The organism is Methylobacterium adhaesivum (genome assembly GCF_022179065.1).
Classification (GTDB): domain Bacteria; phylum Pseudomonadota; class Alphaproteobacteria; order Rhizobiales; family Beijerinckiaceae; genus Methylobacterium; species Methylobacterium adhaesivum.
On record NZ_BPQD01000001.1, the window covers coordinates 377,615 to 393,084 of the forward strand.

The 15,470-nt window shown below is 72.3% G+C and carries 12 protein-coding genes; 8 read left to right on the forward strand and 4 right to left on the reverse strand.

Features of this window, described 5'->3' with window-relative positions; translation table 11 throughout:
* Positions 1 to 93 precede the first annotated feature (93 nt).
* Both addB and addA read left to right on the forward strand, forming a co-directional pair.
* A complete protein-coding gene (gene addB / locus MFF01_RS01790; protein WP_238221395.1) occupies positions 94 to 3,258 on the forward strand; it encodes a double-strand break repair protein AddB in 3,165 nt (1,054 codons plus the stop codon).
* Positions 3,258 to 6,704, forward strand: a complete 3,447-nt coding sequence (gene addA, locus MFF01_RS01795; protein WP_238221396.1) for a double-strand break repair helicase AddA — start codon at positions 3,258 to 3,260, stop codon at positions 6,702 to 6,704. Before addB ends, addA begins: the two co-directional genes overlap by 1 nt.
* Before the next feature lie 157 nt (positions 6,705 to 6,861).
* On the opposite strand, the gene MFF01_RS01800 is transcribed toward addA, so the two are convergent.
* Complete coding sequence (locus MFF01_RS01800; protein WP_373319588.1) at positions 6,862 to 7,293, reverse strand: response regulator; 432 nt, start codon at positions 7,291 to 7,293, stop codon at positions 6,862 to 6,864.
* A 256-nt stretch (positions 7,294 to 7,549) separates the two neighbouring features.
* On the opposite strand from MFF01_RS01800, the gene argJ reads away from it, so the two are divergent.
* The 4 genes from argJ (at position 7,550) to MFF01_RS01820 (ending at position 11,577) form a co-directional block, all read left to right on the forward strand.
* Complete coding sequence (gene argJ, locus MFF01_RS01805; protein ID WP_238221398.1) at positions 7,550 to 8,800, forward strand: bifunctional glutamate N-acetyltransferase/amino-acid acetyltransferase ArgJ; 1,251 nt, start codon at positions 7,550 to 7,552, stop codon at positions 8,798 to 8,800.
* The gene (locus MFF01_RS01810; RefSeq protein WP_373319602.1) at positions 8,800 to 9,534 is read left to right on the forward strand and encodes an SIMPL domain-containing protein; all 735 of its coding nucleotides are present in this window, start codon (positions 8,800 to 8,802) and stop codon (positions 9,532 to 9,534) included. The genes argJ and MFF01_RS01810 overlap by 1 nt, the downstream gene beginning before the upstream one ends.
* Entirely contained in the window at positions 9,531 to 9,947 is a 417-nt protein-coding gene (locus tag MFF01_RS01815) for a (deoxy)nucleoside triphosphate pyrophosphohydrolase (RefSeq protein ID WP_238221400.1), read from the forward strand. The genes MFF01_RS01810 and MFF01_RS01815 overlap by 4 nt, the downstream gene beginning before the upstream one ends.
* A gap of 70 nt (positions 9,948 to 10,017) precedes the next feature.
* On the forward strand, positions 10,018 to 11,577 hold the full coding sequence (locus MFF01_RS01820; RefSeq protein WP_238221401.1) for a DUF6880 family protein: 1,560 nt from the start codon (positions 10,018 to 10,020) through the stop codon (positions 11,575 to 11,577).
* Between the two features lie 10 nt (positions 11,578 to 11,587).
* On the opposite strand, the gene MFF01_RS01825 is transcribed toward MFF01_RS01820, so the two are convergent.
* A complete protein-coding gene (locus tag MFF01_RS01825; protein ID WP_238221402.1) occupies positions 11,588 to 11,950 on the reverse strand; it encodes a DUF427 domain-containing protein in 363 nt (120 codons plus the stop codon).
* Positions 11,947 to 12,834 (reverse strand): methyltransferase domain-containing protein, encoded by an 888-nt coding sequence (locus MFF01_RS01830; RefSeq protein WP_238221403.1) that lies wholly within the window; start codon positions 12,832 to 12,834, stop codon positions 11,947 to 11,949. Before MFF01_RS01830 ends, MFF01_RS01825 begins: the two co-directional genes overlap by 4 nt.
* 146 nt (positions 12,835 to 12,980) lie before the next feature.
* Here MFF01_RS01830 and MFF01_RS01835 point away from each other — a divergent pair, with 146 nt between their 5' ends.
* Entirely contained in the window at positions 12,981 to 13,208 is a 228-nt protein-coding gene (locus MFF01_RS01835) for a hypothetical protein (RefSeq protein WP_238221404.1), read from the forward strand.
* Positions 13,209 to 13,271: 63 nt separating this feature from the next.
* Positions 13,272 to 14,042: a ComF family protein gene (locus tag MFF01_RS01840; RefSeq protein WP_238221405.1), complete on the forward strand. Its 771-nt coding sequence runs from the start codon at positions 13,272 to 13,274 to the stop codon at positions 14,040 to 14,042.
* A 48-nt stretch (positions 14,043 to 14,090) separates the two neighbouring features.
* Here MFF01_RS01840 and MFF01_RS01845 read toward each other — a convergent pair whose 3' ends face one another.
* Positions 14,091 to 15,356: a nitrate/nitrite transporter gene (locus MFF01_RS01845; protein ID WP_238221406.1), complete on the reverse strand. Its 1,266-nt coding sequence runs from the start codon at positions 15,354 to 15,356 to the stop codon at positions 14,091 to 14,093.
* Positions 15,357 to 15,470: the final 114 nt, after the last annotated feature.

The following is a 15,470-nucleotide window of genomic DNA, read 5'->3' on the forward strand; positions in this document are numbered from 1 at the left end:
TTGCGCCGCCCGAGCGCGTGTCTAGAGTGCCCGGTTCCGAGCCCGCCGCATCCTGTCGCCACGGGCCTTCGCGATTCCTGATGAACCCCGACGGTGGTTGAGCTGACTCAAGCGCAAGACGACCCGGCGGCCCCCTCCCACGTCTTCACCATCCCCCCCGGCGCGCCGTTCCTGCCGACCCTGGCCGAGGCCCTGCTGTCCGGCCGGCTGGTGGGCGACCTCGGGGAGGATCCCTTCGCGCTGGCCGCCGTCACCCTCTACCTGCCGACACGCCGGTCCACGAAGGCGCTCTCGGCCTTGCTGGCGGAGCGCCTGGGCCACGCCGCCCTGCTGCCCCGCATGGTGCCCCTCGGCGAGGCCGACGAGGCCGAACTCGACCTCGCCAGCACGCCCCTCCTCGAGAACGGGCCGGACATCCTCGCCCCGGCGATGCCCGCCCTGGAGCGCCGGCTCATCCTCGCCCGCCTCGTCCAGCAATGGGCCGAGGCCGTGGACCGCACCCTCCTTCCCATGGACGACGACGTGCCGTTCCTCGTGCCGTCCTCGCCGGCCGATGCCGTGGCACTCGCCGCGGACCTCGAACGGCTCATGGATGCCCTGACCGTCGAGGGGGTGCCGTGGGATGAGATCGGCAGTGCCGTCGAGGTCGAGTACTCGCGCTATTTCGGCCTGACCCTGAACTTCGTGAAGATCGCCGCCGAGCATTGGCCGGGGATCCTGGCCGAGCGCCACATGAGCGATCCCGTCGCGCGCTCGCGCCGGCTCGTGGTCGCGGAGGCCGACCGCCTGCGCCGGGAGCGACCAGCCGACCCGGTCATCATCGCCGGCTCCACCGGTTCGGTGCCGGCGACGACCCGGCTCATCGCGGCCGTGAGGGGCCTGCCCCGGGGGGCCGTGGTGCTGCCGGGACTCGACACCGACCTCGACCCGGCGGGATGGGACGCCATCGAGACCGGCGAGGGCCTGTCGAAGACGATCGCGCAGGGGCATCCGCAGGCGATCCTGCACCGGCTCCTCGGGCCGACCGGCCTCGACCTCCCCCGGACCAGGGTTGCGATCCTCGGGGAACCCGGCGCCGTGCCGCGCGCCCGCGCGACCCTCCTGTCGCAGGCCCTGCGGCCCGCCGAGACCACGGAGGCCTGGGCCGATCTCGAAGCGGAGACCCGCGCCGCCCTCGGCGAGGCCGGCATGGCGGGCATCGCCGTGGTCGAGGCCACCGACGAGCGCGAGGAGGCCCTCGCCATCGCCATTGCGCTCCGCGAAACCCTGGAGACACCCGGCGCCACCGCCGCCCTCGTCACCCCGAACCGCACTCTCGCCGTCCGGGTCGCGGCCGAACTCGCCCGCTGGGGCATCGTCGCCGAGGATTCGGCCGGCGAGGCCCTGTCGTGCAGCCGGGCCGGGCGCCTCGCGCGCCTCGCGGCCGAATGCGCCGCCGACCTGTGTCCCCGGCGGATCATCACCCTCCTGGCCCATCCCTTCGTTCGCCTCGGCCTGCCCCGGCGCGACGTGGTGCGGGCCGCCGCCGCCCTGGAAATCGGCGCCCTGCGCGGTCCGGCCCCCGCACCGGGCTTCGCCGGTCTGCGCCAGGCGGTGGCGGACCAGCGCGGCGCCACCGGGCGCCGGCCCCGGGCCAAGCGCCGCCTCGTCGACCTGGATTGGGAACTCGCCGGCGACATCCTCACCCGCCTGGAGGCCGCCTTCGCGGGCTTCTTGGCGACGGACCACGACGGCGTCGGCAACCTCGTCGCCTACGCGGCCTGTCACCGTGGCACCGTCGAGGCGCTGCTGGCCCTGCCGGAGGACGGGGAGTCCGAGGGCGTCGACGACGCCTCCCTCGATGTCCTCGACACGCTGTTCGACGATCTCGGATTGGCCGAGCCCGGCCTCCTGCCTGGCCGTTTCTCCGATTATCCGGCCTTCTTCACCGCCCTCGCCAGCGAGCGCCCGGTCGCCTGCGGCCATGGGCGACCGCATCCGCGCCTGCGGATCCTCGGCCTCCTGGAGGCTCGCCTCATGACCGTCGACCGCATCGTGCTGGGCGGTCTCGACGAAGGCGTGTGGCCGATGAAGACCGTCACGGACGCCTTCCTCAACAGGCCGATGCGCGAGCGCGTCGGCCTCAACCCGCCGGAACGCCGCATCGGCCAGAGCGCGCATGACTTCGTCCAGGCTCTCGGGCACCACGACGCGGTCATCACCCGCGCGGCCAAGCGCGAGGGCGCGCCGACGGTGCCGTCGCGCTTCCTCCAGCGCCTGCGGGCCTTCGCCGGGGAGACCTGCTGGGAGCGGGCCGTCGACGGGGGGCGGCGTTTCCTCGCCTACGCTGCTCATCTCGACCGCGGCACCGGCCCGGTGCCGCGCTTAGGCCAGCCCAAGCCCCGGCCGGACCCGGCCCTGTTCCCCCGCACCCTGAGCGTCACCGAGATCGAGACCCTGGTGCGCGATCCCTACGTGATCTTCGCCCGGCACGTGCTCGGCCTCGATCCCCTGGAGCCGGTGGCGGCACAGCCGGGGGCGAGCGAGCGTGGCACCCTGATCCACGAGATCCTCGGACAATTCGCTCAGGCCCATCCGGAGGCGCTGCCCGAGCCGGGCGTCGCGCGCGATCAGCTCGCGGCCATCGCCGAGGCCGAGTTCGCTGGAATCGCGCGTACGTACCCGGCCCTCTATGCCGAGTGGTGGCCGCGCTACCAGCGGCTCTCCGCGCGATTCCTCGATTGGGAGACGGCGCGCCGGGACGGCCTTCGCCGGGTCCACGGCGAAGTCTCGGGCAAGTGGCTGATCCCGTTGGGCAACGAGACCTTCGCCCTGCGCGCCCGCGCGGACCGGATCGAACTCGGTCGCGACGGGACCGCCTGCATCGTCGACTACAAGACCGGCCAGCCGCCGAGCAACAAGGAGGTCTTCGCCGGCTTCTCGCCGCAGCTCACGCTGGAGGCGGCCATGCTCCTGCACGGCGCCTTCGACGGCCTGCCACGCATCACCGTGACGCCAGACCTCCTCTACGTCCACGCATCGGGCGGGCGCAAACCGTTCGAGCCCCTGCCGATCAAGCCTCCCCGGGGCGAGGACCGGGAGGTCGCCGCCATCGTCGCCGAGCACGAGGGCCGCCTGCGCGGCCTTCTCGCCCGCTTCCTCACCGGCGAGGCGGCCTACACCTCGCGTCCCTATCCGAAATTCGCCAAGTCCTACGGCGATTACGACCACCTCGCCCGGGTGCTCGAATGGTCGCTCGGCGGCGAGGGAGAGGCCTGATGGCGGCGCGCGTGCAGACGGCCTTCGTCGTCGATGAGATCACCCAGGCGTCCCAGCGCCGGGCCGCCGATCCCCGGGCCTCGGCCTGGGTCTCGGCCAATGCGGGGGCGGGCAAGACGAAGGTGCTCACCGATCGGGTGGTGCGCTTGCTCCTCGACGGCGCCCCCCCGGCCCGCATCCTGTGCCTGACCTTCACCAAGGCGGCCGCCGCCAACATGTCGATCCGGGTGTTCCGGGTGCTCGGCCGCTGGGTCACCCTCGACGAGCCCACCCTGACGCAGGAACTGACGGCGCTGACCGGCACGACGCCGGCCCGCAGCACCCTGCAGGTGGCGCGGCGCCTGTTCGCCCGCGCCGTGGAGACGCCGGGGGGCCTCAAGATCGAGACCCTGCACGCCTTGTGCGAGCGCCTGCTGCACATGTTCCCGTTCGAGGCCAACGTGCCGGCCCGCTTCGAGGTGCTGGACGACGACCACGCGGACGCGGCCTTCGAGGCGGCGGTGAGCGCGGTCTATGCCGAGGCGATCTCGGGTGCAGCGTCCGATCTCGCGACGGCCTGGGCCATCGTCAGTGCCGAGGCCTCGGGCGACATCCTGCGCCGGACGATCCGCGCGGCGATGCGGGCCCGGGGGGTGTTCGCCGATCGCGGCGGCCTCGGCAAGTCGTTCGCGGCCCTCGCCGCCGCCCTGGCGCTCAAGCCGGGTCAGACTGTGGCCAGCGTCGAGAGGGAGATCGTCGAAGGCGGCCTCGGCGACCTCACGGCGTTCGCCGCCCGCCTGCGCACGGGCAAATCCACCGACGAGGGGCTGGCCGACAAGCTCCTTGAGGCGGAGGCGGCGGAGGGGCCGGAGCGGATCGAGGCCTACCGCGCCGTGTTCTTCACCAAGGACGGGTCTCCGAAGGCCGACCGAAGTCTCGGCACCAAGGCGGTGCCGGAGGACGCGCGCCAGGCCCTCATGGACGAGCGAGACCGCATCGCCCCCCTGGACGATGCCTTGCGCGGCGTGCGCGCCCTGGAGCGCACCCGCGCCCTGTTCACCCTCGCGGCCGAGATCCATCGGCGGATCGAAGCCGAGAAGGCCCGCCTCGGCGCCCTCGATTTCGACGACTTGATCCACAAGACCCTCGACCTGCTGGCGCGGGTCGATTCCGCCTGGGTGCTGTACAAGCTCGACCGGGGCATCGATCACGTCCTCGTCGACGAGGCGCAGGACACCAACCCGCTGCAATGGGAGATCCTGCGCCGGATCACCGCCGAGTTCGCCGCCGGGGCCGGTGCCCGCGAGATCGTGCGCACGCGCTTTGCCGTGGGCGATCCCAAGCAGTCGATCTACAGCTTTCAGGGGGCCGAGCCGCGCGAGTTCGAGACCACCCGGCGGGAATGGATCGCGGCGGCCGCCGCCGCCGAACTGCCGTTCGAGGATGTCCACCTCACCCTGTCGTTCCGCTCGACGCGGGGCGTCCTCGGCGCCGTCGATGCCACCTTCAAGGTGCCGGAACATTTCGAGGGGCTGTCCTTCGAGGATACGGCGGTGGGCACCGTGCATTCCACGGCGCGGGCCGTCGCGCCCGGTGCCGTCGAACTCTGGCCCGTCGCCGAGCCGCAGCCCGAGGCCGAGCCCGACGCCTGGACCGCCCCCGTCGATGCGCCCGAGGCCAGCGCCCCGGCCATCGTCACAGCGCGGCGCGTCGCGCGGGCGGCCGCGACCTGGACCACCACGGGGGACGAGACCGGCCGGGTCTGGCGGCCGGGCGAGATCCTCATTCTCGTGCGCAAACGCTCGGCGGCCTTCGAGGAGGTGATCCGCGCCATGAAGGCGCTGGGCGTGCCCGTGGCCGGCCAGGACCGCCTCGACATCGCCGCCCACATCGCCGTCAACGACCTCGTGGCCGTGGGCCGCGCCGGTCTCCTGCCGGCAGACGACCTGACCCTGGCGGGCGCCCTGAAGACGCCCCTGGTCGGCCTCGACGACGACGACCTCGTGCGCATCGCCGCGCGCCGCGACGAATCCGAAACCCTGGAGGACGCGCTCGCCCGCCACGCCGCAGCCGGCGACCCCGCCGCGATCCGGGGGCGGGACGCCCTCAGCCTATGGATTCGGCTCGCCGGATGCGAAGGCCCGTTCAACTTCTACGCCAGCATCCTCGGCGCCCATGGTGGCCGCCGCGCCCTGGTCGCGCGCCTCGGCGGCGAGGCGGGGGATGCCATCGACGTCTTTCTGACCACCGCCGCACAGGCCGAGCAGGGCGGGGAAGCGGCCTCCCTCGGCGGGTTCCTCGCCCGCTACGCCACCGTGCCGGGGCAGGGAGAGGGCGGCCATACGGTCAAGCGCGATCTCGAATCCGGCCGCGACGAGGTCCGGGTGATGACCGTCCACGGCGCCAAGGGGCTGGAGGCCCCCCTGGTGGTGATCATCGACGGCAGCGAACCGCTCGGCCGCAACGATCCGCCGCTCCTCGCTCTCGGCGGGGGCCTGCCGCCGGTCTGGTCGAGCGCCAAGACCTACGACAGCGAACCCATCGGCGCGGCGAGGGCCGGCCTTCAGGCCCGGGCCCACGAGGAGCACCATCGCCTGCTCTACGTCGCCATGACCCGCGCGGCCGACCGCCTCGTTGTCGCTCCCTATCGCGGTCACGACGCCGGAACCGAGACCGCCTGGTGCGAGATGATCCGCCGCGGAATCGAGGAGAATATCGGGCCCGGCACCGTGATGGAGCGGCCCTACGGCCCCGTCACCCTCTGGCGCGAAGGCGGTGAGGCCGCCGGTCCGGCCGCCGCCACGATCCCGGCGTCCGCCGCCGAGGCCGTGCCGTCCTGGCTGGAGGTACCGCTGCCGGAGGAGGCCGAGGCCGCGCCGCCCCTCAGTCCGTCGGGTGCCCTGGGCGCGGCCGATCCGAGGCGCGAGCCCGGACGGCGCCTCGGCGACGCCCAGGCCCGGCGCCGGGGCGTGCTGATCCACGCGCTCATCGAGCACCTGCCGCGCCTCGACCCCCGCCACCGCAAGGCCGCCGCGACCCGCTTCGTGCGCGCCCGCGCGCCGACCCTCGACGCCGCGACGCAGAAGGCCATCGTCGCCGCCACGATCCGGCTGTTCGATCATCCGGATCTGGCCGCCCTCTTCGCCCCCGATGCGCGGGCGGAGGTCACCCTGTCGGGGCGCGTCGTGGTGGACGGAGCCGAGCGTCCGGTCTTCGGCCGCGTCGACCGGCTAGCCATCGGCCCCGAGACGGTGGTGGTCGCCGACTTCAAGACGGGCCGCCCGCCGGCCGAGGATGTGGCCCTGCCGGAGGCGGAGACCCGGCAGATCGCCCTCTATGCCGCCCTGCTCACCCGGATCTTTCCGGGCCGACGGATCGTACCGATGCTGGTCTGGACCTCGGGCCCCACCGTGCGCCGCCTGACGGAGGGCGAACGGGCCGCCGCGCTGGGTCCGATCGCGGCCTGAAGCATCGTCCCAAAAGGAGGTTTGCGGCTTTCGGGACGATGCTTGAAATGTTTCTCGCAATACTCCCGCCGGGCCATCGTGTCTGGAGAGAGAACCGACGATGGCCGGAAGTTTCGTAAAGCCAAGGACTTGGTTCGGGCCGGAGATCGTTTCCGGCTCACGCCCGGGCGTTCAAGGCTTCCCGTACGGTAAGGGCGACGGTGTCGGTGCGCTCGGCCTCGACGACGTAGAGATCGTCCATCTCGAATCCCGGGGGCTCGACCCGCACGCAAGGACCCTCGCTCGCGAAGACGATACGCAGATCGGGGCGTAGGGCGCGGGCCTCGAGGGCAAGCTCGACGCAGCTGAGTTCCCCCTTAAGGCCGAGGTCCGTGACAAGCACGTCCACCGGCAGGCCGAGGGCCAGGACGGTCATGGCATCCACGCCGCAATCGACCGTGGTGGTGGCGTAACCGACGCGGCGAATCTGAGCAGCGACGTCGTCCCGCCACTGTTTCTGGCGCCCGGCGATCAGAACCTGGACGCCGTAGGCGCCACCGGACGAAGCCGTCTGTTCCACGTTCGGAACCCCCCATGCGCGCCTGGCCATGCCGTGACCGTCACCTCGAATGAGTTGCACTGCAATACGTTAAGGCACGCCGGTCCGCCGACACAAGCCCGATGCGCAAATTCGCAGCACCCCTCGTGAGCAATCCAGCGTCCGCACGACTTGTTCCGGGAGCCGGAAGCCCTGTTGACGGCGCGGTGTGGGCCGGGGCAACACCACCCGGCCGCCGGATTCGAGGCCCGAGCACGCGCCCGGGACTGCCCTGCCCGAGGCGGCCGACAGCCGGAGACCGACACCGATGGCATCCGCCAAGACCGTTCCCGTTTCGCCGCTGGCCCCCACGCATCAGCCCGATCTGCCGGCGATCGCCGGCGTCGGGCTCGCCACGGCACAGGCCGGCATCCGCTATTCCGGGCGGACGGACGTGCTCTACGTCGCCCTCGCCGAGGGAACCCAGGCCGCCGGCGTGTTCACCCGTTCGCGCTGCCCCTCCGCGCCCGTGGACTGGTGCCGGCAGGCCCTGACGAGCCCGGGCGCGCGGGCCCTCGTGGTGAATTCCGGCAACGCCAACGCCTTCACGGGCGCGCGGGGCCGGGAGGCCGTCGCGCTCACCGCCGCCATCGCGGCCCGGGCGGCGGATTGCGCGCCGGAGGCGGTGTTCATCGCCTCGACGGGCGTCATCGGCGAGCCCCTCGACGCCACGAAGTTCGAGGGCGTGCTCGCCGACTGCGCCGGCCGCACGCAGGACGGCCCGGCCGCCTGGAGCGCCGCCGCCCAGGCGATCATGACCACCGACACGTTTCCGAAGCTCGCCACGCGCCGGGCCACCATCGACGGCACGACCGTGACCCTCAATGGCATCGCCAAGGGCGCCGGCATGATCGCCCCCGACATGGCGACGATGCTGAGCTTCGCCTTCACCGATGCCGCCCTGCCGCAGGCGGTGCTGCAGGACCTCCTAACGGCCGGAACGGGGAAGAGCTTCAACTGCGTCACGGTGGACGGCGACACCTCCACCTCCGACACCCTGATGCTGTTCGCGACCGGGGCGGCCGGCAACGCCGCCGTGACCGACGCCGCCGACCCGCGGCTTTCCGACTTCAAGGCCAAGCTCGACGATCTGCTGATCGAACTCGCCCAGCTCGTGGCCAAGGACGGCGAGGGCGCGCGCAAGTTCGTCACCGTGCGGGTGGGGGGCGCCACCAGCGACGCCTCGGCCCACCGCATCGCGATGTCCATCGCCAACTCGCCCCTGGTGAAGACGGCGGTGGCCGGCGAGGACGCCAATTGGGGCCGCGTGGTGATGGCGGTGGGCAAGGCCGGCGAGCCGGCCGACCGCGACCGCCTCGGCATCTGGTTCGGTGACGTGCGGGTGGCCCGCGAAGGGGCCCGCGACCCGGATTACAGCGAGGACGCGGCGAGCGCCGTCATGCGCGAATCCGATATTGAGATCCGCGTCGACCTCGGCCTCGGCGAGGGTGCCGCCCGCGTCTGGACCTGCGATCTGACGCACGGTTACATCGCCATCAACGGGGATTACCGCTCGTGATCCCCCGCGCCGGCCTCTTCGCCCTGGCCGTTCTCGCCACGGCCGGGCTTGCGCCCGCCTGCGCTGAGGAGGCCCCCACCCTCGCGGACGGCCGCATCCACGTGGTTGGCCGCGCGCGGGCCGAGACGGCGCCGGATTTCGCCGCGGTGGAGATCGGCATCGAGGCGAAGGGGGCGACGCCGGCCGCCGCCCTCGACGCGGCGAGTGCCTCCGCCAGGGGGCTCATCGCCCTCGCCGAGACGTTCAAGGTGCCGGAGGCGGATATCGGCACCACGGCGGTGACCCTGCAGCCCGTCACCCGCAGCGTGCGCCAGCCCGACGGCACGGTGACCGAGCGGGCCGACGGCTACCGCGCCGCCAACACCGTCCGCCTGCGGCTCGCCGACATGGCGCGTCTGGGCGATCTCATGCGGCGTGCCCTCGAGACCGGGGCCAACCGGATCGAGGGCGTGAGCTTCGGCCTGCGCGACCCCGACGCCGCCGAATCCGCCGTGCGGGTCGCCGCCATGAAGGACGCGACCGCTCAAGCCGCCCGTCTCGCCGAGGCCGCCGGCATCACCCTCGGCCGCGTCGTCGCCATCCGCTCGCCGGCCGCCGCCGGGTCGCCGGCCTATCCGCCGATGCCGGCGCCGATGGCCCGGCTCGCCAAGGCCACGGGCGCCCCCGTGCCCCTCGTCGCCGGCACCATCGAGACGGCGGCGGAGGTGTCGGCCACCTTCGCCATCGCCCCATGAGCGGTCCCTTGCGCATCCTCCTCGTCGTCGCCGTCGCCCTCGTGGACACGGACGGGCGGGTGCTGTTGGCCCAGCGCCCGCCGGGCAAGCAGCTCGCCGGCCTGTGGGAGTTTCCCGGCGGCAAGGTCGATCCGGGCGAGCGCCCGGAGGAGACCCTGATCCGCGAACTCGCCGAGGAACTCGGGATCGCCGTGAAGGAGGCGTGCCTCGCGCCCCTCACCTTCGCGAGCCACGCCTATCCCGATTTCCACCTCCTGATGCCGTTGTATGTCTGCCGGCGATGGGACGGCCTTCCGCGCTCCATGGAGGGGCAGGCCCTGAAATGGGTGCGCCCGCGCGACCTGAAGGACCAGCCGATGCCGCCGGCCGACGCGCCCCTGATCCCGTTCCTCATCGATCTCCTGGGGCCCTGAAGACTCCTCGGGCTTGATGGTCTGGGCTCCCGGCGACACCTTGCGGGTGTGAGCGGGAGGACGGTGCGGCATGGCGCGGAAGGCAACGAGGAAGCAGACCGAACCGGACGCCTTGTCCGAGCCGGCCTCGGAGCCCAAAGGGTCCGCCAAATCCAAGGCATCCGCGAAGCCCGTGGCCGCCGCCAAGCCCAAGCGTGCCTCGCGAAAGGCCACGCCGAGCCCCGAGACCCTGACCGAACTCGGTCTGGAGCGGCTGATCCGCCTCGTCCTCGACGAGACCGGGCGCAATCCGGCCTTCAAGAAGCTGGTCACGGCGGCGGTGGCGGGCCTCCAGGGTCCGGATGCGGTGGCGGCCCTCATCGACCGGCGCCTCACGGCCCTGGAGCGGGCCGCCGGCTACATCGACTGGCAGAAGCGCCGCGCCTTCACGGCCGATCTCGACGCGACCCTGACCACCATCGTGGCCGAACTCGGCGCCCTCGACGCGCGGGCGGGGCTCGACCGCCTAATGCGCTTCCTCGCCGCCGCCGCCGGGGTGCTGGAGCGGGTGGACGATTCGAGCGGGCAGGTCCACGGCGTCTTCGCCCGCGCCGCCGACGCGGCGGCCGGCCTCGGGGGCGGCCTTGCGGCCCCGGAGGCGGCCGCCTTCGCCCTGCGCCTCGTGCCGATGCTGGAAACGGACGCGTACGGGCTCGTCGAGGACGTGCTCTATGCCCTGATCCCCACCCTGCCCGAGGCCGCCCTCGCGCGCCTCGATACGGGCCTCTCCGACGCCCTGCCGCCGCCGCCGGCCAAGTCCGAGGGCACGCGGTCTTGGGATCGGCAGGTGGCCCGGAGCCGGATCCTGCGCCTGCGCCAGGGGCTGGCCGACCGACGCGGTGACGTCGATGCCTTCATCCGCCTGGAGCAGGAAGCCGCGCCCGACCGCCCGGAGCGGACGGAGATCGCCGAGCGCCTCCTCGCGGCCGGGCGCCTCGACGAAGCCCTCGATTGGGTGCGCCGGCCACAGAAGCGCGGCCTCGTCGTCGTCACGCGCGAGCAGATGATCACCGGGCAGTTCGACCCGGAAGCCCCCGACCGGGCACGGGTCGACCTCGAAATCCGCATCCTCGACGCCCTCGGACGCGGCGCGGAGGCGCAGAATCTACGCTGGGGCCAGTTCGAGCGCAGCTTGGACGCCGGGATGCTGAGGGTCTATCTCGCAAAACTACCGGATTTCGAGGATGAGGAAGCCCTGGAACGGGCCTTCGCGCACGCTGCCGGGCATGCGGATCCCTACCGCGCCCTGCACTTCTTTACCCATTGGCCGAAGCCCGACCGGGCCGCGCGCCTCGTCGCCGCGCACGCCTGGGATGGCGGGCGCTACGAGATCCTGGTGCCGGCGGCCGAGGCCCTGGAGGCCGGCGAGCCCCTGGCCGCCGCCCGGCTCTACCGCCTCCTCGTCGACGATATCCTGGAGCGCGGGCGCTCGGCCGCCTACGGGCACGGCGCACGCCACCTCGCGACCCTGGACGCCCTGGCGCCGCGCCTCGACCCCGGCGCCCTCGTGCCGGACCATGCCGCCTACCGCGCGGGCCTGCGCAAGGCCCATGGGCGCAAGGCCGCGTTCTGGTTGCAGGTGCGCGAGTGATTCGTCGACCTCACGGCAAAACCTCAATGGCATCGACCCGGTCGGGATAGAACGCGAGGTGGTCGCGGATCGCCGCCACCGCCGGATAAGGGGTCTCGTAGGTCCAAACGGCGTCGGGCCGCTCGGTGCCGTCGGCGGAGAGGCTGAAATAGCCAGCGTCGCCCTTGTACGGGCAATGGCTGCGGCGAGAACTCGGCACGAAGTGGTCCCACCGCGCGTCGGCGCGGGGGATGTAGAACACCGGCGGATAAGCGGCCTCGGTGAGGACCAGGGCGGCGTTGGTCTCGGCCACGGTCACGCCCCCGACCCGCACGCGGACGCGGCCCGTATGGGGCGTGATGGTAATCGGGTGGTCGGGTCCGGGCTGCTTCATGATGGACTCCGCATGGGATCGCGTTCCGTGGTGCCGAGGGCCTCGGCGAGGCGGGTGCGGGCGCTGCCCGGCTTGAGCGGCACCTGCTGGCTGGCATGGGGCGCCCAGCCGGAGAGCCACAGGATCTCGAAGGTGGCGCGCAGGCGCCCGTCCGGGTCGGCGAAGCGTTCGGCGTAAATCGCCGCCGCCCGCAACAGGGTCGCCCGCCGCAGGGGCGTGCGGCGGCGCTCGGTGAGCACGTTGGTCAGCCCCATGGCTCGCAGGTCGCGCATGAGGGCGAAGGGATCGGCATAGCGCACGGTCACCGTCTCGATATCGGTCACCGGCAGGGCGAAGCCCGCCCGCTGCAGGAGGCTTCCCATTTCACGGACCTCGGCGAACGGGGCGACGCGGGGGCTGACCCCGCCCTCGACCTCGCTCTCGGCCTGTCCGAAGGCTTGGCGCAATTCCGTGAGGCTGCGCCCGCCCAGCAGGCAGCCGATGAACAATCCGTCCGGCTTCAGGGTGCGGCGCAGCTGCGCCAGGGCGCCCGGCAGGTCGTTGACGTGCTGGAGGGCGAGGAGGGACACGGCGAGATCGAAGGCGGCGGGCGCCAGGGGCAGGGCCTCGGCGTCGCCCACGGCGAGACCCGATCCCGCCTCCGGCACGGGGGCGATGCGCAGCACCGCGTCGCATCGCCCGCTCGCTCTCAGGCGCAGGGCCGCCTCCGGCGTCGGCGTGCCGAGATCGACGGCTTGGTCGAACCGCCGCAGCACTGCGCCCAGGCGATCGTCGAGGTCGTCGGCGGCTCGGGCAAGGAGAAAGTCGGCGTATCCGGCCCGCCGCGCGCGGGCGAGGCGCATCCGGGCGAGGGTGGTGTCGAACAGGGGCGGCGGTCGCGTCATCGGGTCCGGAACGTCAGTGGAGCGATGAACATGGCGTGCCCCCGGCTTCGCGACCAGGGAAGGCGTTCGTCGCGGGACCATCATGGAACGCCGGGGCAGGCGTCGCGGTTCTGCTTCTCACGAATCCTATGAAAGGCATCCTCGCCATGAAATCCATTCTGTTCGGGACTGTCCTGACCGTCGCCGCCCTGGCCGCCACCACGGGCGCCGAGGCCAAGGGGTGCCTCAAGGGGGCTGCCGTCGGCGGTCTCGCGGGCCATGTCGCCGGTCACGGCGTGCTCGGTGCCGCGGCCGGGTGCGTCGTCGGGCGTCATCAGGCGAACAAGCGCGACCGCCAGCAGCAGGAGCAGCCCGCGCAGCCGACCGCGCGCTGATGCCACGGCGCGACCGCTCACGGGCGGTCGCGCCAGGGGATTATTCGCGGTAGCGTACACGGCATGGTTGCCGCCGTCCGCTTCCTCACGACCGGCCTTCGCGTCGCGTGGAGCGCGGCCCTCGGCCTCGTCTATCCGCCCACCTGCCCCGCTTGCGGTGGGGCGACGGCCGAGCCCCATGCCCTGTGTCCGGCCTGCTGGTCGGACCTGCGGTTCATCGAGCGGCCCTACTGCCAGCGTTACGGGACCCCGTTCTCTGTCGATCATGGCGTCGGGCCCCTGCTCTCGCCCCGCGCCCTGGCCGATCCGCCCGCGTTCGGCCGGGCGCGGGCAGTGGTGCTGTATGATGGCATCGCTCGCGACCTCGTCCACCGCCTCAAATACGGCGACCGCCTCGACCTTGCCCCAACGCTCGCCAGGATGATGACCGGGGCGGGAGGCGAACTCCTCCGCGAGGCCGATTGCCTCGTGCCGGTGCCCCTGCACCGCTGGCGCCTGTGGCGCCGCCGGTTCAATCAGGCGGCCCTGCTCGCGCAGGGGATTTCGGCGCTTACGGGCCTGCCCACCGAGCCCCAAACCCTCGCGCGGGTGAAGGCGACGCGCTCGCAGGTCGGCCTCACCCGTGCCGCACGGGCCCGCAACCTCCAGGGGGCGTTCCGCGTGCCTGAGGCGGCCCGTCCGAAGCTGCAGGGCCGGCGGGTCCTTCTCATCGACGACGTCGCCACCACGGGGGCGACGGCCAATGCCGCCGCCCGTGCCCTGCTGCGCGCCGGTGCCGCCCGGGTCGACGTGCTGACCTTCGCCCTCGTGGCGGGTGAGGCCCTCTCCCCCTGAACGAGAACGGGGACCCGAAGGTCCCCGCGTCGTCGCATGAGCGCTGGATCAGATCGTCACCGGATCGAGCGGCTTGGCATTGCTGGCACGGGCGGGCTCGGCCACCCCTGGCTCCAGCACCTTGCCGCGCGGGCCGACCCAGGTGCCCACCCACTTGCGCTGCCACAGGAGCAGGCAGCCGAGCACCACCGCCGCGAAGGCGGCGTAGCCGACGAAGCCGTAGGCGAACGAGCCGGTATACTGCTTCGACAGGCCCATGACGTTGGGCAGGATGGCGCCGCCGAGCGCCCCGACCTCGCCGATCATCGAGCCGGCCACCGCGGTGTTCGCCGGCCAGCGCAGGGGCACGAGCTGGAACAGGGCGCCGTTGCCGGCCCCAAGGGCGGCGAAGCACAGCATGAACAGGGCGGTGGTGAGGGCAAGGGACGGCGTCGCGGTGAGCAGCAGGAACGACGCGACGGCGGCGAGCAGCACCACGGAGAGGACGAGGATGCCGCCCATGCGGTCGGCGAAGTAGCCGCCCACCACCCGGATGCCCGAACCCATCAGGGCAGCCAGCATGGTCAGGCGTCCGGCCTCGATCTTCGTGACGGCGAACTGCTCGTAGAAGAACGTCGGCAGGAAGTTCGACAGGCCGATGAAGCCGCCGAAGGTGATGATGTAGATGAGGTTGAACGACCAGCCGTCCTTCTGGAACAGGCAGGAGACGTGCTCCTTGAACGACTGGTGCTCGGCATCCGGCGGCTCCTTCGCGAAGACGATCATCACGAGGAGCGGAATCGCCATGACGCAGCCGGCGAACCCGTAGACCGCCTGCCAGCCATAGGCCTGGGCGAGCGGCGGCGCGAACAGCACGGCGAGGACGGTGCCCGAATTGCCGGCGCCCGCGATGCCCATGGCGAGGCCCTTGTGCTCCTTCGGGAACCATCCCGATCCGAGCGACAGGGCCACGCCGAAGGACGCCCCGGCGATGCCGAGCAGGACGCCCATGGCGAGCACATCGTTGTAGGTGTGGACGAAGAAGAACCCGTAGGCCATCGCCGCGATGATGATCGACATCTCAGTGATGGCGGCGTTCTTGCGGCCGATATACTGGGCGAGAACGCCGAGCGGGAAGCGCATGATCGCGCCGGCTAGGATCGGCAGCGAGATCATGAACCCGGTCTGCGCCGGGGTGAGCCCGTAGGTCTCGGTGATGAACGGGCCCATGGCGCCGTTCAGGACCCAGATCGCGAAGCAGAAATCGAAGTACAGGAACGCGGCGAACAGAGTCGGAGGATGACCGGACTTCATCACGGTCTTGAAACTGGCCATGGAGTGCTCGTCTCGAGGTTCGCGGGGCCACGCGTCGCGTGGTCGCTCATGCCAAGGGATTCGGACTCGCGCCGTCCGTCCGCGGGGCGCCGTTGCCCCGCCTGTCGCCAACAA

Bases quoted from the DNA above. Each gene is read 5' to 3' on its own strand.
- addA (WP_238221396.1), top strand. From the start codon at position 3,258: ATGGCGGCGCGCGTGCAGACGGCCTTCGTCGTCGATGAGATCACCCAG.
- MFF01_RS01800 (WP_373319588.1), bottom strand. From the start codon at position 7,293: ATGGCCAGGCGCGCATGGGGGGTTCCGAACGTGGAACAGACGGCTTCG.
- argJ (WP_238221398.1), top strand. From the start codon at position 7,550: ATGGCATCCGCCAAGACCGTTCCCGTTTCGCCGCTGGCCCCCACGCAT.
- MFF01_RS01815 (WP_238221400.1), top strand. From the start codon at position 9,531: ATGAGCGGTCCCTTGCGCATCCTCCTCGTCGTCGCCGTCGCCCTCGTG.
- MFF01_RS01820 (WP_238221401.1), top strand. From the start codon at position 10,018: ATGGCGCGGAAGGCAACGAGGAAGCAGACCGAACCGGACGCCTTGTCC.
- MFF01_RS01825 (WP_238221402.1), bottom strand. From the start codon at position 11,950: ATGAAGCAGCCCGGACCCGACCACCCGATTACCATCACGCCCCATACG.
- MFF01_RS01830 (WP_238221403.1), bottom strand. From the start codon at position 12,834: ATGACGCGACCGCCGCCCCTGTTCGACACCACCCTCGCCCGGATGCGC.
- MFF01_RS01835 (WP_238221404.1), top strand. From the start codon at position 12,981: ATGAAATCCATTCTGTTCGGGACTGTCCTGACCGTCGCCGCCCTGGCC.
- MFF01_RS01840 (WP_238221405.1), top strand. From the start codon at position 13,272: ATGGTTGCCGCCGTCCGCTTCCTCACGACCGGCCTTCGCGTCGCGTGG.
- MFF01_RS01845 (WP_238221406.1), bottom strand. From the start codon at position 15,356: ATGGCCAGTTTCAAGACCGTGATGAAGTCCGGTCATCCTCCGACTCTG.